The organism is Octadecabacter sp. B2R22 (assembly GCF_018861045.1).
Lineage (GTDB): Bacteria > Pseudomonadota > Alphaproteobacteria > Rhodobacterales > Rhodobacteraceae > Octadecabacter.
The window spans coordinates 100442-121215 of sequence record NZ_JAHKQJ010000005.1; the positions used below are offsets into that span (position 1 = coordinate 100442).

Below are 20774 nucleotides of genomic sequence, written 5' to 3' on the forward strand. Positions count from 1 at the left end.
GCAGACTTGAAAAGCTGCGCGCAACTTATTTTAGCAGGAGATTCAGATAATGCTGTCTATTCGTAAATCAACAATCATCGCGGCCATTCTATGTGGCACAACCGCAAACGCCGATGTGACGGCCCAACAGGTCTGGGACAATTGGACCGGCCAAATGGAAGTCTATGGACAAGGATTCACCACAAAAGGTGAAGAAATGTCAGGCGACACGCTTACGATCTCGGGTGTTGCGATTGCGATGTCCGATGACGAAACCTCGATCAATGCACAGCTCGGCGACATTGAACTGACTGAAAACGGCGACGGCACTGTTACAATCACGACGGTCGACAGTTACCCGATGACTCTCGGGATCACACCGCAGTATGGCGACCCGTCCACCATCAACATGACGGTTACGCAATCCGGCTTGCAAATGATCGTTTCCGGTGACCCTGAAACGATGAACTATGAATTCACGGCCGACCGCTATGCCATCACGGTCGATAGTCTTGAAGGGGAAGCTAAGGAAGAAGTCCAACTCGAAGACGCAGTCATCGCTATGCTGGATATGTCCGGACAGTATTCCGTCGTGAAAGACAACTTGACCCGTATCGCCTACGAGGTCGCGATTGGCGCCGTAGATATCGACGTCTTGTTCCGTGAAACTGGCGGCGAAGGCATCGTGAGCTTTAACGGTGACATGGCTGATCTGGACATGGCCGCCAATATCTCCATGCCAGTCGACATGGACATGAGCGCCGATGTACCACCTTTCAACGAAGGTTTGGCCATGGACGGCGGCTATACGTTCGGCGAAATCGTATACGCCTTTGATTTCAGCGCAGACGGTGAGGCCGCATCAGGGAGCTCAACAATTGCCGGCGGTGAATTGGGCTTTTCTTTCGACGTAGATGGCATGGATTATTCCGGATCGGCACAAGACATCAGCATTACAGCTTTGATCCCAAATGAACTTCCATTCCCGATCGAAGCATCAATGGCAGAGTACGGTTTTGACTTCCAAATCCCGCTGAGCCAAGGCGAAGACGGCCCGCGCGATGCGCGTCTCGCATTCAACTTCACAGAACTCGCAATTAGCGAACTCTTGTGGAGCATGGTCGACCCACAAAGCATCTTGCCGCGTGACCCTCTGACAGTTGCGCTCGGGATTGACGCCCAAGTGACACCGTTCTTTGATTTCCTTGACCCTGAGCAAATGGAAGCCGCTGCAATGGCCGACGTTCCTGGTGAATTGAATGGGCTTCAGATTACGGACCTGACAGTCAAAGCTGCGGGTGCCGAAATCACTGGTGAAGGTGCATTTACCTTCGACAACTCCGACTTGCAGTCCTTTGACGGCATGCCACGCCCAGAAGGCGAAGCAACCTTCCAAATCAATGGCGTGAACGGCCTTGTCGACAAGCTTGTTCAAATGGGTCTGATCCCAGAAGAAGAAGCCATGATGCCGCGCATGATGATGGGTATGTTCACGACACCCGTTGGCGATGACATGCTGACATCCACGATTGAAGTGAACGGCGAAGGCCATGTTCTCGCGAACGGTCAGCGCCTGCGCTAACTCCCACTTCTTTTAACACACTAAGCGGCGCTCGATTTTTTTCGGGCGCCGTTTTGCATTGTTTGACACTCCGTCTATAGAACACTGGCAATACAAGAATGGGACCTCTCGCACTTGCGGGTCGCCCCAACAGGCACTACGTCCTGAGACAAGAAAAGGACGCTTTATGACCCAATCTCTTGCAGACCTCACACATCGCCTGATTGAGGCCGCGAAAGCCGCTGGCGCCGATACTGCGGACGCTTTGGCCGTCGCAGGCACTTCGGTTTCAATTGATGTGCGCTCAGGTGTTCTTGAGGAAGCGCAGCGAGCCGAAGGTACGGATGTTGGACTGCGGGTGTTTGTCGGGCAACGTTCCGCAAATGTATCTGCATCTGACACGTCTGAACGCACAATTGCAGAAATGGCCCAACGCGCCGTGGCAATGGCGGCAGAGGCCCCAGAAGATCCGCACGCAGGCATTGCGGACCCATCGCAACTGGCAACGGACCTTGACGTTAGCCGCCTTGATCTGGTGGACCATGGTCCGGAACCCACCCCTGAATGGTTGCAAGAACAGGCCCGCATCGCCGAAGAGGCAGCGCAATCTGTTGACGGCGTGGCGCAAGTACAAACCGCCTCTGCTGGGTATGGTCGCCGCCAAGTCCACCTCGCCACAAGCAACGGCTTTTCTGCGGGCTCACAAAGCACAGGCCATTCCATCAGCGCTGTGGCAATTGCTGGCAGCGGTTCTGGAATGGAACGCGACTATGACCATGACAGCCGAATCCATCTCTCTGACATGCGCGCGGCGGATGACATTGGCCGCATCGCTGGGGAACGGGCCGTTGCACGTCATGGCGCACGTAAACCACAAACCGGAACCTATCCGGTCTTGTTTGACGAACGTATCGCAGGGTCTCTGATCGGGCATTTACTGTCAGCCAGCAATGGCGCAGCAATTGCACGGGGGTCATCTTGGCTTCTCGGTAAGAACGGCGAACGCGTGCTACCCGAGGGCATGGACCTGATCGAAACACCCCACCGCCCTCGTGTGGCGGGATCGCGGTTGTTTGATGGCGAAGGCCTGCCAACCGCTCAACGTAAGATCATCGACGACGGTGTTTTGACAGGCTGGACGCTGGACCTTGCAACGGGTCGAAAACTGGGTTTGCCCAGCACAGGCAGCGCGTCACGCGGCACTTCCGGTCCGCCCTCCCCGACAGTGTCTCATTTGGAACTTACTCCGGGCAAAGCATCCCCCGATGAAATCATCCGCGACATGGGAACAGGGCTTCTTATTACGTCTATGATCGGGTCCACGATCAACCCGAATACTGGTGACTATTCCCGTGGCGCATCGGGGTTTTGGATCGAGAACGGCGAAATCGCCTACCCAATCAATGAATGTACGGTCGCGGGTAATCTGCATGATATGTTAGCACGGATTATTCCGTCCAACGATGGCCGCGCCCATATGGGTCGCATTATTCCAAGCCTGATGATTGATGAGATGACCCTCGCCGGTGCATGATCTTGACCTCCTGATAGACGCGGCCCGCAGTGCTGGTGACATCGCCAAAGGCTATTTCAACGCCTCGCCCGAGGTGTGGGAAAAGTCCGGCGGGCAAGGGCCCGTTACCGAAGCTGATCTTCATGTGAATCGCCAGCTCTCCGCCGACCTGCAAGCGGCGCGTCCAGACTATGGTTGGCTATCAGAAGAGACCGAGGATGGTGAAAAGCGGCTTTCGACCGAGCGGCAGTTTATTGTCGATCCGATCGACGGAACACGCGCCTTTATCGAAGGCAATAAAGACTGGGCACATTCAATCGCCGTGTCAGAAAATGGTATCGTCACCGCCGCTGTGATCTACCTGCCGATTCACGACGCGATGTACACGGCCACCTTGGGTCAAGGTGCCGCCTGCAACGGCGCGCCGATAACGGCAACGGCGGACAAAGCCATCGACACTGCCACTGTCCTGTCATCAAAGCCAAACATGGACGCGAAATATTGGGCGACACAGGCCCCTCCGTTCAAACGCACCTTTCGATCATCGCTCGCCTACCGTTTGGCGTTGGTTGCACAGGGACAATTCGACGGAATGCTGACCCTGCGCCCTACATGGGAATGGGACGTCGCAGCGGGCGCTCTGATCGTTACTGAGGCTGGCGGCATCGTCAGCGATCAAAAAGGCCAAACTGCCGCGTTCAACAATCCTCATCCACAGATCAACGGCATGGTCGCGGCAGGTGGCATCCATCAAACTTTAATCGACGCGCTCGCCTGATCGCCTTTACCCGATAAGCAGCAGGGCCTAATGTCCCCGCAACACCCAATTATGTCTTAAATAGCAACTCAAAGGTGCTTTATGTCCCAACGTCTTCACCTCGTCTTTGGCGGCGAACTTATTGATCCAACCAAGAACGCGTTCAAAGATGTCGACGACATCCACATCGTCGGCATGTTTCCAAACTACGAAACTGCTTTCAACGCTTGGAAAGCGGAAGCCCAGAAGACCGTCGACAACGCCCACATGCGTTATTTCATCGCTCACATCCACCGTTTGCGTGATGAACAAGCCGAAACATCCACGACCGAAGAACTCGGTTAAGCGGGGCGCTGCGCCGTGATCTGGATTCATTGTGGTGACGCGCAGGAGGTTCCCTCGACAACCTCCATCGCGGAACGCCTTGCACATGAATGCGGCGATCACGGCGTTCTTGTCACGGCACCCCCTGACGTCTTGCGCGCAATCAATCTGCACGAAGACATTGCCACTGTGGTCGCAGTCCCAACAGACTCGCCCAGCAGGATTCGAGAATTCTGGGATCGTTGGACCCCAGACTGTTTGATCTGGAACGGAGGGACATTGCGGCCATCCCTCCTACGGGTCGTTGAACATGAATCTCTCCCCGCGACGCTGATAAACGCCCGCAATGGCGGGTTATTGACAGGCAGCTCCCGTTGGCGGCCAAGGGCGATCCGCAGCGCGGTGGCTGCATTTGACCTGATACACACGGCCGATGGTGCAACTGCGACCCGCTTGACCCGAGGTGGCGTCGCACGTGACCACGTCAAAGCAACCGGACCCATCCTCGAAGAACCAACCGCCCCAGCACACAATCAATACGAACTGGCCGTCATGGTTGAGGCCATCGACACCCGCCCATCTTGGTTCGCCGCAAACGTAATCGCGACCGAAGTGAAAGACATCGCCGCTGCGCATTTGGCCGCGAGCCGCAAAAGCCACCTTTTGCTTTTGATAATCACGCCACGCGATATCGAAAGCGGCGTTGAGGTGGCGAACACCCTTCGTGAAGCCGGACTTAAGGTTGGCGTTCGTTCGGAAGGGGACGACCCCGAGGCCGAACACCAAGCCTATGTCGCCGACTTGGAAGGTGAACTCGGTCTTTGGTATCGCCTCGCGCCTTTGACCTTTGTTGGCGGCACGCTAGGCGGCAGTGATGCCGATTCCCCGTTTGATCCAATCGTACTTGGATCAGCCGTCGTGCACGGCACGCACAAGGCCCCGCATGAAGCCCGTTTTGCCCGTTTAGCCAAGGCCGAGGCCTGTCGCGAAATCCGCTCTGCAGGTGAACTTGGAATAGCGGTTGGCGTTCTTTCATCACCTGAACAAAGCGCACGCATGGCTTTGGCCGGTTGGGAAGAGATCACACGCAACGCGGAAACCATAAATGATCTCGTTCGCGGTGTTCTTGATACAATTGAGGTCCAGACATGAAGCCGCCTCTGTTCTGGTATCAAGATCGCAGCCTGCTCGCGGTGCTTCTATCACCGCTCGGAGCCCTGTACGGCGCAGCCACATCGCGGCGCGTGAACAAGGCACCAAGCCTATGCGCAGACATTCCGGTCATTTGCATTGGCAACATCAACGCAGGCGGAACAGGTAAGACACCAACAACAATCGCGCTCGCTTCTCGTTTGGTCGAGATGGGACAAACGCCTCACATCGTTAGTCGAGGGTATGGCGGATCGCTTGGCGGCCCCGTTCAGGTCGATCCAAAGGCCCACAGCGCTGACCAGACTGGCGACGAGCCGTTGATGCTCAGTGAATTTGCACCAACTTGGGTCTCCAAGGATCGTGCCGAAGGGGTGAAGGCGGCACAGACTGCGGGCGCCACGGTTATTCTCCTCGACGATGGGTTCCAGAATCCGACAGTCCACAAGGATTTGCAGATTGTTGTTGTGGATGCCGTCAAACGGTTCGGTAATGGGCGCGTAATGCCTGCGGGGCCCCTGCGCGAACCCGCGCACATCGGATTAAAGCGCGCCGACCTGTTGCTTGCGATTGGCCCAGACCACGCCCGAGCGGGATTCACGCCAGATCTGCCAGAGGGGTGTGCACGTCTTGATGGCCACCTTGAACCACTGCCCACGGGCATGCCTTGGGGCAACCTACGGGTGCTGGCATTTGCGGGTATCGGGCACCCAGAGAAATTTTTTGCCACGCTAAAGGGTCTTGGCGCGGACGTCGTACGTGGCGAAGCCTTGGACGATCACCAGCCCTATACGGATGCAATTCTGAAACGCCTCGAAACCGAAGCCGCGACCCGCGGCCTAATCATGGTCACCACCGAAAAGGATGCTGTTCGTTTGCCAGACAGTTTTCGACCCAAAGTACAGGTTTTACCTGTGCGATTGACCCTCACCGACTGGGCGCCACTTGATGCGAAACTCGCCGCCCTCGGGATCACTCCCCGATAATATCCTGATCCTGCCCGAGCTTTGGCGCCGCGCGATCTAGGGCCAAATCTGCATCCGAGAACCGCATCGGAGGTCGGACAGACGGTGCGCCATCCAGATCCAATTTCAACCCGCGTGAAATCACCTGCGGGTCAGCGAAAACATCTTCGAACGTGTTGATCGGCCCCGCTGGAACGCCATGCGCCTCGCACGCTGCAAGGGCACCTTGCATGGTGTGTTCTCGCATTTCTTTAGCCAACATAGGCACCAAAACATCGCGATGCTCCAACCGCGCAGGATTGGTTGCGAACCGTTCATCAGTCCCCAAGGCGTCCAAGCCCAAGACCGTACAGAACTGCCTGAATTGCCCGTCATTTCCTACGGCAATAATCACGTGCCCGTCCGAACAGTCGAACACCTGATAAGGAACGATATTGGGATGGGCATTGCCCAACCGCTTTGGCGAAACATCGGTCGCCAAATAATTCATCGCTTGATTGGCCGTCGTGGCAACGGCTACATCCAACAAAGCCAGATCAATATGTTGTCCACGTCCCGTTGCGTGCCGCTGATGGACTGCCGCGAGGATTGCATTACTGGCGTAAAGACCCGTGAAAACATCCGTCACCGCCACGCCAACCTTTTGTGGTTGCCCGTCCGGTTCACCTGTCACCGACATAAGGCCGGACATTCCTTGAATAATGTAGTCATACCCCGCCCGCGCCGCGTAAGGCCCGTCTTGGCCGAAGCCAGTGATAGAACAGTAAATCAACTTCGGATGGGTCTCTCGAAGGTTGGCGTAGTCGAGCCCATATTTCGCAAGGCCACCAACCTTGAAATTTTCGATGACGACATCCGCATCCGCCAAGAGTCGCAGCAAATCCGCCTTGCCCTCGTCGGTGCGAAAATCGATCACCACGGATTTCTTGCCACGGTTGCAGCCGTGAAAGTACGCTGCCGAAGCCTCGCCCTGATGATCAATAAATGGAGGACCCCAACGGCGGGTATCGTCGCCTTCGGGTGCTTCGACCTTAATGACCTCTGCACCCATATCCGCCAAGACCTGACCCGCCCACGGGCCCGCCAGAATGCGGGCCAGTTCGACGACTTTCAGACCCGCAAGCGGTGTCATTCGGCGGCTTCAGCCAGTTTTTCGTCCAGCACAGCCGCAAACTCGGCATAGTTCATGTTGGAATAGGGCTCACCGTTGATGAAGAAACTCGGAACACCGGTAATCTCATCTGCTTCGGCGTTGGATTGATACCATGCCATCAGCTCTTGCGCCTCATCCGCGTCGGCAAGGCAGGTGTCCAGATCAGCGTCGCTCAGACCGGCAACTTTGCCGATGTTTCGCAAGGACGCGATGATCTCTTCGCCGCTTTCACCGCGCGCCCAGTTTTGCTGGTCTTCGAAGATCAACTTAGACAAACCAAAGAACCGCATTTCACCGCCACAGCGAGCAACCATGGATGCCCAAAGACCCGGACGGTCAAAATACACTTCGCGATACGTAAACCCGATCAGGCCCGTATCGATGTAGTTCTCTTTGATTTGCTGGTACTGATCCGCGTGAAAGTTCGCACAGTGCGGGCAGGTAAAGGACGCATACTCAAGAACCTGAACCGCAGACTCAGGATCGCCTTGGAACATCTCGGTGACATCAAAATCGACAGCTTCGGTCATCTCGGAGATTTGAATCGGCGTCGTGCCAGCATCGCGATTGGCGAACCAAAAACCACCAGCAGTGGCAGCGGCTACGACAGCCACAGAAACAAGAAACGGTTTATTCATTAGGATTTCTTTCCAGTATCAGTAGGACATTTCGTCATTACATTTGCCCCGAGCGCCGTAAGCGCAAGTCGCAAGTCTTCGTTTTCTACAGGAGCGGCAAGGTCTCGCGCAGCGGCCTTCACCTCGGGCACGGGCCCGCGCGGTGACTTAGGGCCGTGATCAAACGCCATTTGCCCCTCGGCAAATCCAGTCGCGGCAGTCTGTGTAATACGGATGCGCGCAATCGCATTGTACCCGTAACAGGCGTTTACCTTTTCGCGCAGCTGCTCTTTTTGCATTTCCAACATCGGTGCTTGCGCCCCTGATGTCAGCAACGTCAAAGTCGCCCCAAGTCCGCCACGGGCATAGCTCACATCGACGGGATGGGCGATTTTCGCAGTCCCCTCACCGACAATCTCAGCCCAGTGCGTCAAAACACGGCTTTGCTCGAACCCACGCGACTGCGTTGCCCCTCGGATGTTTTTCTGCATCAAAGTGACAGCGCGAGAGAATCCGCGTGTTGTGTTATGGCGACGTGGCTGTTTCATACTTATGCGCTACTCTAAACCTCTGACCTCGCAACGCCAGAGAAACCACCACCGGAAGGTCATAAACATTGCGTGACATTACGACTGCTCTCCTGGACTGGTATGACGTTCATGCCCGCGAAATGCCGTGGCGCGTCATGCCAGCGGATCGCAAAGCAGGCATCTTGCCGGACCCGTATGCCGTCTGGCTCTCTGAGGTGATGTTACAACAAACAACCGTCGCCGCCGTGCGCGACTACCACCGTAAATTTACGCAACTCTGGCCGACAGTGAATGACCTTGCCGATGCTGACGACGCCGACGTTATGGCCGCGTGGGCCGGACTTGGCTACTACGCCCGTGCGCGAAACCTGCTGAAATGCGCCCGCGCTATTGTGGCCGACCATGACGGTGTTTTTCCGCAAAACTACGACGCCCTCATCGCGCTTCCTGGGATCGGGCCGTATACCGCCGCCGCGATCTCCGCGATTGCCTTTGATGAACCCTCAACCGTTCTGGATGGCAACGTCGAACGGGTCATGGCGCGGCTTTATAATGACGCCACCCCTTTGCCCGCCGCCAAACCTGTTTTCATGGACTACGCCCAACGCCATACATCGAACGCGCGTGCAGGCGATTATGCGCAGGCCGTGATGGACCTTGGTGCAACGATCTGCACACCCAAATCCCCAGCTTGCGGCATCTGCCCCTTGCTTGAAAACTGCAACGCACGGACTGCGGGGACCCAAGCGACGCTCCCACAAAAGACGCCAAAGAAACCCAAGCCAACCCGCAATGGCATCGCTTATATCGCCCGCCGCGCTGATGGCGCATGGCTGCTGGAAACACGTCCCGACAAGGGACTCCTAGGTGGGATGCTCGGCTGGCCCACAACCGAATGGAATGACGATCCCGCTGGATTAGAGCCGGTTTCCGGCGATTGGATCGAACTGCCAGACCATGCGCGGCACACCTTTACCCATTTCCACCTGATCCTGCGGGTTCACATCATGGTGTTGGCACATGACGCAAACCCGACCCGCGGTCATTTCATACCCGCCGACAGGTTTGCCCCCAGCTCTCTGCCCACTGTGATGCAAAAGGCGTACACGCTGGCGGCCGCGACGCTACGAACCCTTTGAGGTGCTCTCACGAACGCTTATACTGAGTTAGACTTGTTGGAGTTCCAGACATGACGTCTTTCCCGATCGTATCTCACGAAAACATGGCCCGATTTGCGCGTGCGGCTCCGTTTTGGTTGTCGATGATGTTGATCCCATTGGCTTGGATCGGGGCGGTGTTTGGCGGCTGGACCGTGATCCTGATGCCGCTGGCGACGTGGTACATGTTCTCGATCCTCGATGCTTTCGTTGGCCGTTACGAGGCAAACGCAGACCTAGAAACCACGACGGATGAATTGTTCTGGTATCGGCTGGTGACCATCATCTGGATGCCGCTACAGTTCATCACACTTTTCGGGGTGCTCTGGTATGTGACCTCAACGGGCCACCTCGGGACGTTGGAAAGGCTTGCGCTGTTCTTTGGGATCGGTGTGATGTCGGGCACCGTTGGCATCGTCTACGCCCACGAACTGGCACACCAAAAGCCGAAATTCGAACGCTGGCTCGCGGACATCCTGCTCTCAATGGCGCTCTACTCACATTTCCGAAGCGAACACCTGCTGGTGCATCATCGCTACGTCGGCACGCCGCGCGACCCCGTCACAGCGCGTTACAATGAAAATTTCCACCGATATTTCCCGCGTGTGTTCGTGTCTCAGCCGATCTCTGCGTTTAAGGCGGAAAAGGCCATGCTCGCCCGTAAGAACTTGCCTTGGTATCACCGCAGCAACCCGTTCTGGCGCTACCTCATCCTGCAAGCCCTGATGATCACCCTCGCCTGTCTGATTGGCGGTTGGGCTGGCCTTGGGCTCTTCGTTTTCCAGGCCTATATCGCGATCGTCCAACTTGAAGTCGTCAACTACGTTGAACACTACGGCCTTACCCGAAAGCATCTTGGCGACGGCAAATACGAACACGTAAAGCCACGTCATTCATGGAACGCAGACCACAGAGCCTCAAACTGGCTGCTGATTAACCTGCAACGCCACAGCGACCATCACTACAAACCTGACCGCCGTTTCCCGCTCCTGCAAACCTACGATCAAGAGGACGCTCCGCAACTGCCCTACGGCTACCCGATCATGACAATGGCGGCGATGATCCCACCTGTCTGGCGCCGTGTCATGAACCCGCGCGTGCGGGCATGGCGCAAGAAATACTATCCAGAAATCGAAGATTGGGCGCCCTATAAGAACGCAACCAACCCGATGCCGCGTTAGACTGGATTAGTCTCTATCGTAGCGGATTTGGCCGATGCCCCACGCCCATTCGGATCGGGACATACCCGTCAGAAGAACTTCGCCGTCTGGCAACGCTCATATCCCAGCGCACTTTATGACCCGCTAAAAGGGAACCCAATAATAGAAAAAACCCCCGTCAGGTCTTGGGACCGACGGGGGGAAAGTGGTGCCACGGCTATAGGCGCCGCAGGCACAGGCGGTAGTCGTTGCGGCCCCTTGGGGCACGCTATCTCTGTGTAAGTGTTTAGTTCGCTCGCATTTCGGAGCGGATCTGCTGGCGCAACAGATCAATAGGAACTTTCTTACCGTCGCGACGGTAGTGCCAGTAGGTCCAGCCATTGCAGCTCGGCGCGTTTTCGCAGGCTGCACCGACTTGGTGAATGGATCCTTTGGAATCGGCCCCAATCAAGGACCCATCAGCGCGAACTTTGGCTTTGTGACGCCCGTTGATGGACCACAGCTCTTCGCCAGGGCGCAGCATGCCGCGTTCAACCACTTGGCCAAACGGAACACGCGGTTCGGCGCGTTTAGATTGCGTGACCTCAAGAGCGGATGCATCCAACTTGCGAACGTTCTTGAGGCGCTTTTCAGCGACGGCACGATATTCGGCTTCACGTTCGATACCGATGTAGTCACGGCCCAGCATCTTTGCGACAGCACCTGTTGTGCCAGTACCAAAGAAGGGGTCCAGCACGACGTCACCAGGATTGGTTGAGCCAATCAGGACGCGGTGCAACAGGCTTTCGGGTTTTTGTGTCGGGTGGGCTTTGTCGCCGGCTTCGTTTTTCAAACGTTCATGTCCTGTGCAAATCGGCAGCACCCAGTCGCTGCGCATTTGTGTGCCTTCATTCAGCGTTTTTAGCGCCTCATAGTTAAAAGTAGGTTTCGACTTCTCGGTCTTGGAGACCCAGATCATCGTTTCATGGGCATTTGTTAGACGCATGCCGCGAAAGTTCGGCATCGGATTAGATTTACGCCAGATCACATCATTGAGGATCCAGAACCCTTGGTTCTGCAGCTCGGTCCCCATGCGGAACACATTATGATAAGATCCAATGACCCACATCGCACCGTTCGGTTTGAGGATACGGCGCGCGGCCGTCATCCAAGCGTGCGTAAACTCATCGTAGCGCTTAAAACTTTCGAACTGATCCCAATCGTTATCAACCGCGTCGACCTTGGAATTGTCGGGGCGATGCAATTCGCCCTTCAGCTGAAGGTTATAGGGCGGGTCTGCAAAAATCAGATCAACGCTGCACTCTGGCAGGCTGTTCATGATGTCGATGCAATCACCGTCAAGGATGCTGTTGAGGGGCAGTGCTGGCGCAGCTGCCTCCTTGGTTTTCTTAGTCATAATCGCCTCTGTCCCGACTTTGATAGTCACGGCGGTTGTCCGCTCGTTTGTTGACCTCAATGTGAGTCAAAGGTGATTCGCAGTCAAAAACTTTATTGAATCAAAGGGTTAGAAAATATGCTTGTCACAACATATTGTGCACGGGCTTGAACGACCGTCTATGGTGTGGGGTTACCCCCAAATTTTGAAGTGCAGATATGTGACTTTTTGATCCATATCCCGCGTTCGTCTCCCAACCGTAGCCAGGGTACTGTTGCGCCAAATCCACCATGATCCGATCTCGACATATTTTAGCCACAATTGAGGCCGCCGCAATCGACGCAGAACGAGCGTCACCCTTGATGAGGGTCGTCGCTGGAACGGTCAGGCCGCGGGGGATTATGTTGCCATCAATCAGGGCATGATCGACATCGCCCAACCCCGCGACGGCGCGTTCCATCGCAAGGTGGCTCGCTCGAAGGATGTTGATCTCGTCGATCTCTTCTACTGTGGCATGTGCGATAGAGACTTGTGCGGTTGCAAAGATGATGGGCTCCAAGGCCTCTCGTCGTTTCTTCGTCAGCGCCTTACTGTCATTCAGCCCTTCAGGGATGTTTGCAGGATCAAGGATCACTGCTGCGGCGGTGACAGGCCCCGCAAGTGGCCCGCGGCCAACTTCGTCAACTCCAGCGATCCGGAGCGCACCACGGGTCAGCAAATCTTGTTCAAACGAAAAGTCGGGGCCGCTGGCCGTATTCTTTGTCATAAGTCCGATCAATCAGACCCAGACGTCATACGCAAGTTTAGAGCCAGAACGCAGCGGACAGGCGGCGACCACGTGTGTAGTCATCCATCACGGGCGTCTTCACGGATTTTGGTTTCACGGCAACAGGTGCTTCAGGCTCGGTCGCTTTGGCGGGTTTGTTGCGTAGAAATTTGGCGGTCAAACGGTCTTGGATCATTGTCTATCCTTTTCAGATCATTGCTCCCCTAAATGAATGGGTAAGGCATCTTGACCTATCGAGGTAGGGCCCAGTTTACAGACCCGATATGCACGGCCTGCAATCACTCTTCTATTCAGGCACAAAAAAGAGGCAGGGGGCCATGTCCTCCCCCCTGCCTCTGATCGGGGTACCGCTGGGGGCGGTCACCCTATTTCGCGACGGCCTTAGTGCCGTGTTGTGCGAAATCCGGCGTTGCGCAGACATTGGGCGCTGTAGCCCTGACGCTGCTGACCGTTCTGCGTGCGCACCGTGATGTGACAGGCTTGCGGCAAACGATCGACGTTGCGGTAATTGTTGTTCAGACAGCGTTGCGTAAACATCCGAACGGTCCCGCGACGGCGCGTTTCAATGTCACGACGGCAACTGGACGGCAGCACCTGTCGTGCACTTTCGGCGCGCGGTGTGCGGTTTACCTGTGGAGAAGGAGCAGGGTCGTCATTGCGACTGTGATGGATCGCCGCGCCAATAACCAAGAGGGACAACAAGCCAAAGACTTCTTCTTCGGACATCCCTGCCTGTGCAGAAGATGGCGCAATGGACGTCAGAGCCATTGAGCTGGCCAAAATTCCTGCGGTGAACGTTTTCTTAAGTGTACGAGCAAACATTGTGTGATCCTTTCGGGTTCGTCTGACGGTGTGCCAGCTTGGTATGGATCAACGATGGGCTTGGGGGCAGATGTCTCTCAATATCGGGGGAATGTTATGCGCTGACAGCGGAGGCTTTTGCGATGGATATTGAATAACAATCCGTCGCAAGGCATGGTCCGGACATGAAACGCATCATCCCCTTCTCTCTCGCACTCCTTGTGCTGAGTTCCGCGGCACAAGCGGCCTGTTACGCGGATTATAAAGCCAAGCGTGACGATCCGCTTCGGTTGCATTACGGTGTCGCCGAGATCAATGGCGAATGTTCTGCCGGCGCTGCCGAGGCCGAACTGAATTCGCGCCTAGCTGCCGATGGATGGCAGCTGTTGAGTATCGAAGGCGTCTTTGATGACGCCGGACTTGAGGAGAGACAGGAAAGTGCAGGAGACTACTACCTCCGCTATTGAAGCGCGCCAGACAGGCAATCGTATTGTCGTCGGCGGAATTGCAGCCATCGTGGTCATATTGGCAACGGCGGCTGTTTTGCTGTTTCTGAACCTGCCGGACGCAAATGCGTTTAATGCACGGGTCGAACAGCTGTTCGTTGAAAACGCGTCCCTGACCGGTCAATCCGAAATCAAGCTGCTGGAAATTCTGGCGCAATCTGGCACGGCATTCTCTGCCACGTTGGACAGCTACCGCTTTGTGATCTTTGTCCTACTGACGTTTGCGACCGCGTTGTTGGTGGCCGCCATCGCGTTCCTTGTGATGCTCATCGCAATGAACCGCCGCATGGGACAGATCGAACGCAAGGGTATCGAAGTGAACTCGCTTCTGATTTCTCGTGATCAGAACATGGTCTACCTCAACAATTTCGAGTTCAAACTGACCGACGCAGCAATTGAAACGCTTTCGGTTCTGGCAGAAGCCCGCATGGATGACGAAGTCCTGACAGGTGCCGAGATTGAGGGCGTGATTTCAGGCCGTCCTTCGTCAGATTGCGAAGAGGCCGCAGGAGCAACCCGCATCAAGCGGTTGCGCGACACATTGGGCAACCAGATGATGTCAGAATTGCTGGTGCGCAACATCGCGCGGCGCGGTTATATGTTGTCGATTGATAAAGACGTCATCCGCATGGTTTGACGCGGTTTACAGGCGATTTTTCACGAACCTGCCCAGCGTGACCTTATCCACGGATAAGGTAACTATCTGTTAACAAAGACATTAAAATCACCTTAACGCGCTTTGGGGAACCTTCCGCGGGGTTTCCCCGTAAAAGGTCAACGTCCCATACCCATATCAAAGGTATGAAAAGACGAGAATTCCTCCGTTCCGCGGGAGCAGCCGCAGTGATCCCAGTCCTGCCCTTGCCCGCCGCCGCTGTCCCAGCAGCAGCAGCCCCAGCCAATGCCATGCAGGTCGGTTGGGCCGCCTTATTTGCGCGTGCAAACCACCGCGCCACCCCCGCACTTATCCAAAAATGGTTGCGGGTCGATGCCACCCAAGCCGAAGCCGTAATGCGCGAACTGGTTCGACAGAATGTCGTTCGCGCACCTGTCGCAGGTAGCGCGGCGGCGATTAAGCCGATGTATGCCTCCAATGGGCCGAACACGCTGTTTGGAAAACGCACCAAAGTTGTTGAAGCGGCCAAAGACGCGATCAAGGATTTGATGCGCGACGAAGACGTGATGCAGGCCGATGATGCTGACGACGTCACACTTGAAACCGCCGCTCAAGAGGAGCCGCACAGTCAGGAGACGCCCAATGCAGAGGCGTAAATTCCTACAAGGTATGATGGCGAGCGCAGGTGCGACCGCCCTTCCCGCACCCGTCATCGCAAAGGCTGCGACAGCAACGACGGCCAAAGTTGTGCCGTTCCATTACGGTTGGGCGTGCGTTTATGCCCAAATGAACAACGGTGTGTCAGCCGCCGATATTGAACGTGTGTTCCGGGTGTCTGGAGCAGATGCCCAAGGCTTGATGGACCGAATGCTGATGCGTGGCGTGATCCGCCCGCCAGGGATTGACGGTCGCAGCCACCCGACGCGTGCTTGGGAGCCGTGGGACAAAAAATCTCCGGCACCAGCATCTGAGGATAAATCTAAAGCACCTGATGATATGCCGAACAATGAGATTGGCCAAAAGGCGCGTAAGAAGTTTGCGCACATGATTGATCGCATGAAGGCGGAGCCACATTATTTGCACGCGGCCTAGAGCTTGAGGAAGTAGGGATCAACGCGGTGCCAGAAATGCAGCAAGTCCTGTGCTGTTGCTCGAACTTGCCCCATGGATTCAACCGCGAATGCATCCGCCGCCACGAGGGCCGCGACACGGTAAGCGAGTGCCGCAATCGCTGCAGATGACTTTGATTCGACGACGTCCTCAAACGACGCGGCCGCAGACGTCACTGCAAATGCAATCGACAAAGCAGGGACCCCCGGCCAGCGCCGCGCCATAACACGTATCATTTTCTTAACTTCGAGATGATTTTCTGTTGCCAGACAGCTCACGGCAAACTCTATCATGAGGTCTAATTCACCCTGACGCATACTTATCCAAAGCCTTCTAATAAAAAGGACAATAGCTGCGAGTTATCCTTTTTGCACGAACTGTATGATTGTGTCTGCCAGACATGTGATCAAATCCCTTACGAAACGGTAAGAAGAAGTTATCGTGGTGACCCCGGCAGGATTCGAACCTGCAACCTGCCCCTTAGGAGGGGGCTGCTCTATCCAGTTGAGCCACGGGGCCAGCGTCAAGACTGTCTGCCTTTAAAACCGGCACGTCGCAAGGGCTTGGACTTCCATCGTTCAGGGCGTTAACACTGAAGGTGAATATTTATAGGACGATGCCTGTGCAGACCCGATCAAAACGACCCCTCACTCTTCGCGACGTTTCTGAAGCCTCCGGTGTGAGCGAAATGACCGTCAGCCGCGTGTTGCGAAACAAGGGTGATGTGAGTGCAGTCACGCGGGAAAAAGTTCGCGAAGCGGCGCGCCGATTGGGTTATGTTCCCAACAAAATCGCTGGGGCGCTTGCATCTCAGCGCGTGAATCTGGTCGCCGTCATTATCCCCTCACTCGGAAACATGGTTTTCCCCGAGGTCTTATCTGGCATTAGCGAGGTCCTTGAGGACACGGATCTTCAACCGGTCGTTGGCGTGACGGATTACCAACCCGAAAAAGAAGAGAAAGTTCTGTTCGAGATGCTGTCGTGGCGACCATCTGGCGTCATCATTGCTGGACTAGAACATTCCGAAGCGTCGCGCGCCATGTTGCTGCAGGCTGGTATTCCCGTGGTCGAAATTATGGACACCGACGGTGAGCCCATCGACACAGCCGTTGGCATTTCCCACCGTCGTGCGGGCCGTGTGATGGCAGAAGCCATCGTTGAGGCTGGATACAAACGCATCGGGTTCATGGGCACGAAAATGCCGTTGGATCACCGTGCACGTAAACGGTTCGAGGGGTTCACACAAACCCTTGCCAAAAACGGGATCGAGATTGCAGATCAGGAATTCTACTCGGGAGGGTCAGCTTTGGCCAAGGGCCGCGAGATGACGGAAGCGATGTTAAAACGGACGCCTGACCTCGACTTTCTGTACTTCTCAAACGACATGATCGGTGCGGGTGGTTTGCTTTATTTACAAGAACAAGGCATCGACATTCCCAACAAGATCGGGCTGGCGGGTTTCAACGGTGTTGAACTTCTAGAAGGCCTTCCGAAACGGCTGGCGAGTATGGATGCCTGCCGTCTTGAGATCGGGCAAACGGCCGCGCGTATCGTTGCCGCGCGCAATGCAGACGGTGCAAGTGATGAAGGTCAGATCGTTGACCTGTCTCCGACGTTGAGCCGCGGCGATACCTTGCGCAAGATCTAAGCAATGGCAGCGTCAGACAGCCTCAGTGGAAGTTGGACGGGTCGGTTTGACTATGACAACATCACGTTGGGGGCGCCTGTGTCATTTGACGCTGTGTTGACCGAGACGGGCGCAACACTACGTGGCGAAATCGTCGAACCCAATACGTTTCGCGACGAGGCGACGGATACTCTTTTGGCCGTAATTGTGGGCACACGCAGCGGATCCGATGTGTCATTTTCAAAGACATACACCGATTTTGATCAAGGCGAAGACCCTGTCTACGAGGGCCGTGTCAACTCCACTGCGACACGGATAACAGGCCGTTGGCATTTTCCAAGCATGACGGGTGTCTGTGGTACGTTCCTTCTGGCGCGCACGGCACAGGCCGCGGCACGTAGAACGACCAAGGCTGCAATCGCGAGAACCCACGACGCCGAAACCACCACCTAAACTGACATTCGATTTGAGAGAGCCACGACACCATGGGATTTGAAATTCGCACCGTCCGTGAAGAGCCAAGCAGCACGATGGCCGGCCTTTTTTCGGCCTATGCTGCTATGAAACCAACATTTGACGCCAAGATGGCCGATCTTTTTGAGTCCATCGAAGACGGCATCGCCAAAACCAACGACCTTGGAAAGCTGCCACTCTGGGCCGATTACAAGAAACTGAAAGACTACGGGCGTCCGATTGGAGACAACCCCAAACGCAAGATGGCTGATGTACGGACGAAGGCGGACTATTGTCAGTTCTACGCTTGGCTGGCGGACGTGTTGCAGCCAGAGGCAATTCTGGAGTTTGGCGCCGCATTCGGGGCCAGTGGGATGTACTGGCTTGCGGGGCTCGGGCAGCGTCAATCCGGCACTCTTTATAGTTTTGAACCCAACCCCGTTTGGCACCCCATCGCTGAACAGAACTTCAACGCGATCAGTGATCGGCACCTTTTGACGCTTGGCACCTTTGAGGACAATCTCGACGTGATTAAGCCCAAGGTGCAGATATCTTTGATCGACGCGATCCACACGCGGTCTTTTGTAGACAAACAGTTCGAACTGGTGCGCAGCGTGTCCGCGCCTGGCGCGCTTGTCCTGTTTGATGACATCCACTTTTCGCCGGACATGAAAGAGTGTTGGCAGCATCACGCACGGAACCCCGAATTCCCGGGAGTCTGGACGTTGGGCAGCCGCGTGGGTGTGGTAGAACTGCCCAAAGACTAGGCATCTCAACGCTAATTTGACCTCTGTCACAACCGTGGTCTCTTTTTGACGACCCATTACTCCGCAAATCATGCAGATTGCTTCCTGTATAACTCAACATCGGACCTTCACTTCGTATGCAAACTTCCAAGACCACTTCGTTCAGCGCGCGGCTGGCTGCACTTATCCTGCAGATTTACCCTGACATTGATGCCGACATTCTGGCCAGCAAGGTGGTTGAGGCGTTTTGGCCTGAAGGCACCAAGCCACGCAAACGCGGACGGCTGCCAAGCAACAACCTGTGGACGGAACAAGATGCGATGTTGATCACCTACGGCAATTCGATTCTGGACGGGACGCATAAACCGCTCGATCTTTTGTACGACTTTTTGTTGCGCCGTATGAAGGGCGTGGTCAACGGCGTGCATATTTTGCCGTTCTTTCCCTATACGTCCGACGATGGTTTTGCTGTGTCGGACTTTCGCGCCGTAAATCCACAATTGGGCGATTGGCCGGACATCAACCGTATCGGTGAGGATTTTCATTTGATGTCTGATCTGGTGCTGAACCATGTGTCGAGCCAAGGGACGTGGTTCAATGCCTATCGCCAAGGCCAAGCACCCTACGACAAGTTCTTCTTTGAGGCCTCCCCTGATGATGACCTAAGTGATGTCGTTCGCCCCCGCACGACTCCCCTGTTGCAGGAAGTCGAAACCGTCAACGGACCGCGCCATGTTTGGTGCACGTTTAGTCACGATCAGATTGATGTCGATTTTCGAAATCCCGAAGTTCTGTTGGAATTCCTGCGGATCATCCGTTTGCACGTTGAAAACGGCGTGCAGATTATCCGCCTAGATGCGGTTGCGTTTCTTTGGAAAGAGGCAGGCACACCTTCAATCCACCTGCCACAAACCCATGCCGTTGTGCAGCTGATCCGAATGCTGTGCGACTATGCTGCGGAAACGATTATTTTGCTGACCGAAACGAATGTGCCCAAAGCCGAAAACCTCAGCTATTTTGGCAATCGCAACGAAGCCCACGCGATCTATAACTTCCCTCTGCCACCGCTGATCCTGCATGCAATGATGTCTGGTTCTGCTGATTATTTACGGCGTTGGTCCAGCGGCATGCCCCCCGCGCAATTGGGGTGTGCCTACCTGAACTTCACCGCCAGCCACGACGGGATCGGGATGCGCCCAGTTGAGGGAATTCTACCAAACGACGAGCAAAACAAGATGATCGACACGATCAAGGAGATCGGTGGTTTGGTGTCTATGCGGGCGCTGCCAGATGGTGGCGAGGCTCCTTATGAGATCAACACAACCTATTACGCGGCAACGGGCCAGACATTCGAAGGCAAAGACGGCTACCACTTTGAGCGGTTCATCTGTTCGCAAACCATAGTCATGTCACTTGAGGGTATTCCCGCGTTCTACATCCACTCGATGCTGGCGACGCCGAATGATCATGCACAGGTCGAACATCGCGGGATGAACCGTGCGATCAACAGGCATCGCTGGGATTATCCTACATTAAACAACTTGCTGGATGATCCAAAGACGGAACAGTCCCGTGTCCTGAAAGCTTTGTCAGATCGGCTGCGCATCCGGAAAAACCAACCTGCGTTCCACCCCAATGCGACCCAATTCACGATGCCGCTGAATGATGCGGTGTTTGGCGTTTGGCGTCAGAGCCTTGATCGTCACCAATCAATTTTTGCGTTGCACAACGTCAGCAATAAAACGGTCGAGGTTTCGCATCTTTCGATGAACCTGATCGAAGATGAAGACTGGGTGGATTTGATCAGTGGCGATCCTATCAACATGGACAAGGATACGGTCACGCTTGCACCGTATCAGTGTCGATGGCTTACCAATCGCAGCTAAGG

General features: G+C 55.4%; 24 protein-coding genes and 1 tRNA gene. 16 read left to right on the top strand and 9 right to left on the bottom strand.

What is annotated here, in order from left to right; all coding sequences use genetic code 11:
- The first annotated feature begins 49 nt into the window (after positions 1–49).
- The 6 genes from KO486_RS03015 (at position 50) to lpxK (ending at position 6269) form a co-directional block, all read left to right on the top strand.
- Positions 50–1561: a DUF2125 domain-containing protein gene (locus KO486_RS03015; protein ID WP_216035767.1), complete on the top strand. Its 1512-nt coding sequence runs from the start codon at positions 50–52 to the stop codon at positions 1559–1561.
- Positions 1562–1727: 166 nt separating this feature from the next.
- Positions 1728–3074 (top strand): TldD/PmbA family protein, encoded by a 1347-nt coding sequence (locus tag KO486_RS03020; RefSeq protein ID WP_216035768.1) that lies wholly within the window; start codon positions 1728–1730, stop codon positions 3072–3074.
- A complete protein-coding gene (locus tag KO486_RS03025) occupies positions 3067–3831 on the top strand; it encodes a 3'(2'),5'-bisphosphate nucleotidase CysQ (protein ID WP_216035769.1) in 765 nt (254 codons plus the stop codon). The genes KO486_RS03020 and KO486_RS03025 overlap by 8 nt, the downstream gene beginning before the upstream one ends.
- An 81-nt stretch (positions 3832–3912) precedes the next feature.
- A complete protein-coding gene (locus KO486_RS03030) occupies positions 3913–4155 on the top strand; it encodes a DUF4170 domain-containing protein (protein WP_216035770.1) in 243 nt (80 codons plus the stop codon).
- A 15-nt stretch (positions 4156–4170) separates the two neighbouring features.
- Complete coding sequence (locus KO486_RS03035) at positions 4171–5286, top strand: glycosyltransferase N-terminal domain-containing protein (protein ID WP_216035771.1); 1116 nt, start codon at positions 4171–4173, stop codon at positions 5284–5286.
- The gene (lpxK, locus tag KO486_RS03040; RefSeq protein WP_216035772.1) at positions 5283–6269 is read left to right on the top strand and encodes a tetraacyldisaccharide 4'-kinase; all 987 of its coding nucleotides are present in this window, start codon (positions 5283–5285) and stop codon (positions 6267–6269) included. Before KO486_RS03035 ends, lpxK begins: the two co-directional genes overlap by 4 nt.
- Here lpxK and KO486_RS03045 read toward each other — a convergent pair.
- The 3 genes from KO486_RS03045 to KO486_RS03055 are packed head-to-tail and all read right to left on the bottom strand — an operon-like array spanning position 6256 to position 8566.
- Entirely contained in the window at positions 6256–7380 is a 1125-nt protein-coding gene (locus KO486_RS03045) for a CaiB/BaiF CoA-transferase family protein (protein ID WP_216035773.1), read from the bottom strand. The two genes, lpxK and KO486_RS03045, sit on opposite strands and share 14 nt — an antisense overlap.
- A complete protein-coding gene (locus tag KO486_RS03050) occupies positions 7377–8039 on the bottom strand; it encodes a DsbA family protein (protein WP_216035774.1) in 663 nt (220 codons plus the stop codon). The genes KO486_RS03045 and KO486_RS03050 overlap by 4 nt, the downstream gene beginning before the upstream one ends.
- Positions 8039–8566 carry a DUF721 domain-containing protein gene (locus KO486_RS03055; protein ID WP_216035775.1) on the bottom strand — a complete coding sequence of 176 codons (528 nt, stop codon included), beginning with the start codon at positions 8564–8566 and terminating at the stop codon, positions 8039–8041. Before KO486_RS03055 ends, KO486_RS03050 begins: the two co-directional genes overlap by 1 nt.
- A gap of 68 nt (positions 8567–8634) precedes the next feature.
- On the opposite strand from KO486_RS03055, the gene mutY reads away from it, so the two are divergent.
- Positions 8635–9687, top strand: coding sequence for an A/G-specific adenine glycosylase (gene mutY, locus KO486_RS03060; RefSeq protein ID WP_216035776.1), 1053 nt, complete (start codon positions 8635–8637; stop codon positions 9685–9687).
- A gap of 50 nt (positions 9688–9737) precedes the next feature.
- Complete coding sequence (locus KO486_RS03065; RefSeq protein ID WP_216035777.1) at positions 9738–10886, top strand: alkane 1-monooxygenase; 1149 nt, start codon at positions 9738–9740, stop codon at positions 10884–10886.
- Between the two features lie 265 nt (positions 10887–11151).
- Here the strand turns inward: KO486_RS03065 and KO486_RS03070 are convergent, their stop codons facing one another.
- The 4 genes from KO486_RS03070 to KO486_RS03085 form a co-directional block, all read right to left on the bottom strand.
- Positions 11152–12261, bottom strand: a complete 1110-nt coding sequence (locus KO486_RS03070; RefSeq protein ID WP_216035778.1) for a site-specific DNA-methyltransferase — start codon at positions 12259–12261, stop codon at positions 11152–11154.
- 124 nt (positions 12262–12385) lie between these two features.
- Positions 12386–13006, bottom strand: a complete 621-nt coding sequence (locus tag KO486_RS03075) for a ribonuclease HII (RefSeq protein ID WP_216035779.1) — start codon at positions 13004–13006, stop codon at positions 12386–12388.
- 37 nt (positions 13007–13043) lie between these two features.
- Positions 13044–13202, bottom strand: a complete 159-nt coding sequence (locus KO486_RS03080; RefSeq protein WP_216035780.1) for a hypothetical protein — start codon at positions 13200–13202, stop codon at positions 13044–13046.
- 206 nt (positions 13203–13408) lie between these two features.
- The gene (locus KO486_RS03085; protein WP_216035781.1) at positions 13409–13849 is read right to left on the bottom strand and encodes a hypothetical protein; all 441 of its coding nucleotides are present in this window, start codon (positions 13847–13849) and stop codon (positions 13409–13411) included.
- Positions 13850–14013: 164 nt separating this feature from the next.
- Here KO486_RS03085 and KO486_RS03090 point away from each other — a divergent pair, with 164 nt between their 5' ends.
- The 4 genes from KO486_RS03090 (at position 14014) to KO486_RS03105 (ending at position 16042) form a co-directional block, all read left to right on the top strand.
- Positions 14014–14295, top strand: a complete 282-nt coding sequence (locus KO486_RS03090) for a hypothetical protein (protein WP_216035782.1) — start codon at positions 14014–14016, stop codon at positions 14293–14295.
- On the top strand, positions 14267–14971 hold the full coding sequence (locus tag KO486_RS03095) for a hypothetical protein (RefSeq protein WP_216035783.1): 705 nt from the start codon (positions 14267–14269) through the stop codon (positions 14969–14971). The genes KO486_RS03090 and KO486_RS03095 overlap by 29 nt, the downstream gene beginning before the upstream one ends.
- A 206-nt stretch (positions 14972–15177) precedes the next feature.
- Positions 15178–15606: a hypothetical protein gene (locus tag KO486_RS03100; protein WP_216035784.1), complete on the top strand. Its 429-nt coding sequence runs from the start codon at positions 15178–15180 to the stop codon at positions 15604–15606.
- A complete protein-coding gene (locus KO486_RS03105) occupies positions 15593–16042 on the top strand; it encodes a hypothetical protein (protein WP_216035785.1) in 450 nt (149 codons plus the stop codon). Before KO486_RS03100 ends, KO486_RS03105 begins: the two co-directional genes overlap by 14 nt.
- On the opposite strand, the gene KO486_RS03110 is transcribed toward KO486_RS03105, so the two are convergent.
- Both KO486_RS03110 and KO486_RS03115 read right to left on the bottom strand, forming a co-directional pair.
- Positions 16039–16353, bottom strand: coding sequence for a hypothetical protein (locus KO486_RS03110; RefSeq protein WP_216035786.1), 315 nt, complete (start codon positions 16351–16353; stop codon positions 16039–16041). The two genes, KO486_RS03105 and KO486_RS03110, sit on opposite strands and share 4 nt — an antisense overlap.
- Before the next feature lie 149 nt (positions 16354–16502).
- Positions 16503–16579 (bottom strand) — tRNA-Arg (locus tag KO486_RS03115).
- 103 nt (positions 16580–16682) lie between these two features.
- On the opposite strand from KO486_RS03115, the gene KO486_RS03120 reads away from it, so the two are divergent.
- The 4 genes from KO486_RS03120 to KO486_RS03135 all read left to right on the top strand — a co-directional run bounded on the left by KO486_RS03120 (position 16683) and on the right by KO486_RS03135 (position 20772).
- Positions 16683–17708, top strand: a complete 1026-nt coding sequence (locus tag KO486_RS03120) for a LacI family DNA-binding transcriptional regulator (RefSeq protein ID WP_303435471.1) — start codon at positions 16683–16685, stop codon at positions 17706–17708.
- 3 nt (positions 17709–17711) lie between these two features.
- Complete coding sequence (locus KO486_RS03125) at positions 17712–18140, top strand: hypothetical protein (protein ID WP_216035787.1); 429 nt, start codon at positions 17712–17714, stop codon at positions 18138–18140.
- A gap of 32 nt (positions 18141–18172) precedes the next feature.
- Positions 18173–18907 carry a class I SAM-dependent methyltransferase gene (locus KO486_RS03130; protein WP_216035788.1) on the top strand — a complete coding sequence of 245 codons (735 nt, stop codon included), beginning with the start codon at positions 18173–18175 and terminating at the stop codon, positions 18905–18907.
- A gap of 116 nt (positions 18908–19023) precedes the next feature.
- The gene (locus KO486_RS03135; RefSeq protein ID WP_216035789.1) at positions 19024–20772 is read left to right on the top strand and encodes a sugar phosphorylase; all 1749 of its coding nucleotides are present in this window, start codon (positions 19024–19026) and stop codon (positions 20770–20772) included.
- Positions 20773–20774: the final 2 nt, after the last annotated feature.

What these genes read in the sequence shown, in the direction of transcription:
- KO486_RS03015 (WP_216035767.1), top strand. Translation starts at nt 50, where the DNA reads ATGCTGTCTATTCGTAAATCAACAATCATCGCGGCCATTCTATGTGGC.
- KO486_RS03020 (WP_216035768.1), top strand. Translation starts at nt 1,728, where the DNA reads ATGACCCAATCTCTTGCAGACCTCACACATCGCCTGATTGAGGCCGCG.
- KO486_RS03030 (WP_216035770.1), top strand. Translation starts at nt 3,913, where the DNA reads ATGTCCCAACGTCTTCACCTCGTCTTTGGCGGCGAACTTATTGATCCA.
- lpxK (WP_216035772.1), top strand. Translation starts at nt 5,283, where the DNA reads ATGAAGCCGCCTCTGTTCTGGTATCAAGATCGCAGCCTGCTCGCGGTG.
- KO486_RS03045 (WP_216035773.1), bottom strand. Translation starts at nt 7,380, where the DNA reads ATGACACCGCTTGCGGGTCTGAAAGTCGTCGAACTGGCCCGCATTCTG.
- KO486_RS03050 (WP_216035774.1), bottom strand. Translation starts at nt 8,039, where the DNA reads ATGAATAAACCGTTTCTTGTTTCTGTGGCTGTCGTAGCCGCTGCCACT.
- KO486_RS03055 (WP_216035775.1), bottom strand. Translation starts at nt 8,566, where the DNA reads ATGAAACAGCCACGTCGCCATAACACAACACGCGGATTCTCTCGCGCT.
- KO486_RS03065 (WP_216035777.1), top strand. Translation starts at nt 9,738, where the DNA reads ATGACGTCTTTCCCGATCGTATCTCACGAAAACATGGCCCGATTTGCG.
- KO486_RS03070 (WP_216035778.1), bottom strand. Translation starts at nt 12,261, where the DNA reads ATGACTAAGAAAACCAAGGAGGCAGCTGCGCCAGCACTGCCCCTCAAC.
- KO486_RS03075 (WP_216035779.1), bottom strand. Translation starts at nt 13,006, where the DNA reads ATGACAAAGAATACGGCCAGCGGCCCCGACTTTTCGTTTGAACAAGAT.
- KO486_RS03080 (WP_216035780.1), bottom strand. Translation starts at nt 13,202, where the DNA reads ATGATCCAAGACCGTTTGACCGCCAAATTTCTACGCAACAAACCCGCC.
- KO486_RS03085 (WP_216035781.1), bottom strand. Translation starts at nt 13,849, where the DNA reads ATGTTTGCTCGTACACTTAAGAAAACGTTCACCGCAGGAATTTTGGCC.
- KO486_RS03090 (WP_216035782.1), top strand. Translation starts at nt 14,014, where the DNA reads ATGAAACGCATCATCCCCTTCTCTCTCGCACTCCTTGTGCTGAGTTCC.
- KO486_RS03105 (WP_216035785.1), top strand. Translation starts at nt 15,593, where the DNA reads ATGCAGAGGCGTAAATTCCTACAAGGTATGATGGCGAGCGCAGGTGCG.
- KO486_RS03110 (WP_216035786.1), bottom strand. Translation starts at nt 16,353, where the DNA reads ATGATAGAGTTTGCCGTGAGCTGTCTGGCAACAGAAAATCATCTCGAA.
- KO486_RS03125 (WP_216035787.1), top strand. Translation starts at nt 17,712, where the DNA reads ATGGCAGCGTCAGACAGCCTCAGTGGAAGTTGGACGGGTCGGTTTGAC.
- KO486_RS03130 (WP_216035788.1), top strand. Translation starts at nt 18,173, where the DNA reads ATGGGATTTGAAATTCGCACCGTCCGTGAAGAGCCAAGCAGCACGATG.
- KO486_RS03135 (WP_216035789.1), top strand. Translation starts at nt 19,024, where the DNA reads ATGCAAACTTCCAAGACCACTTCGTTCAGCGCGCGGCTGGCTGCACTT.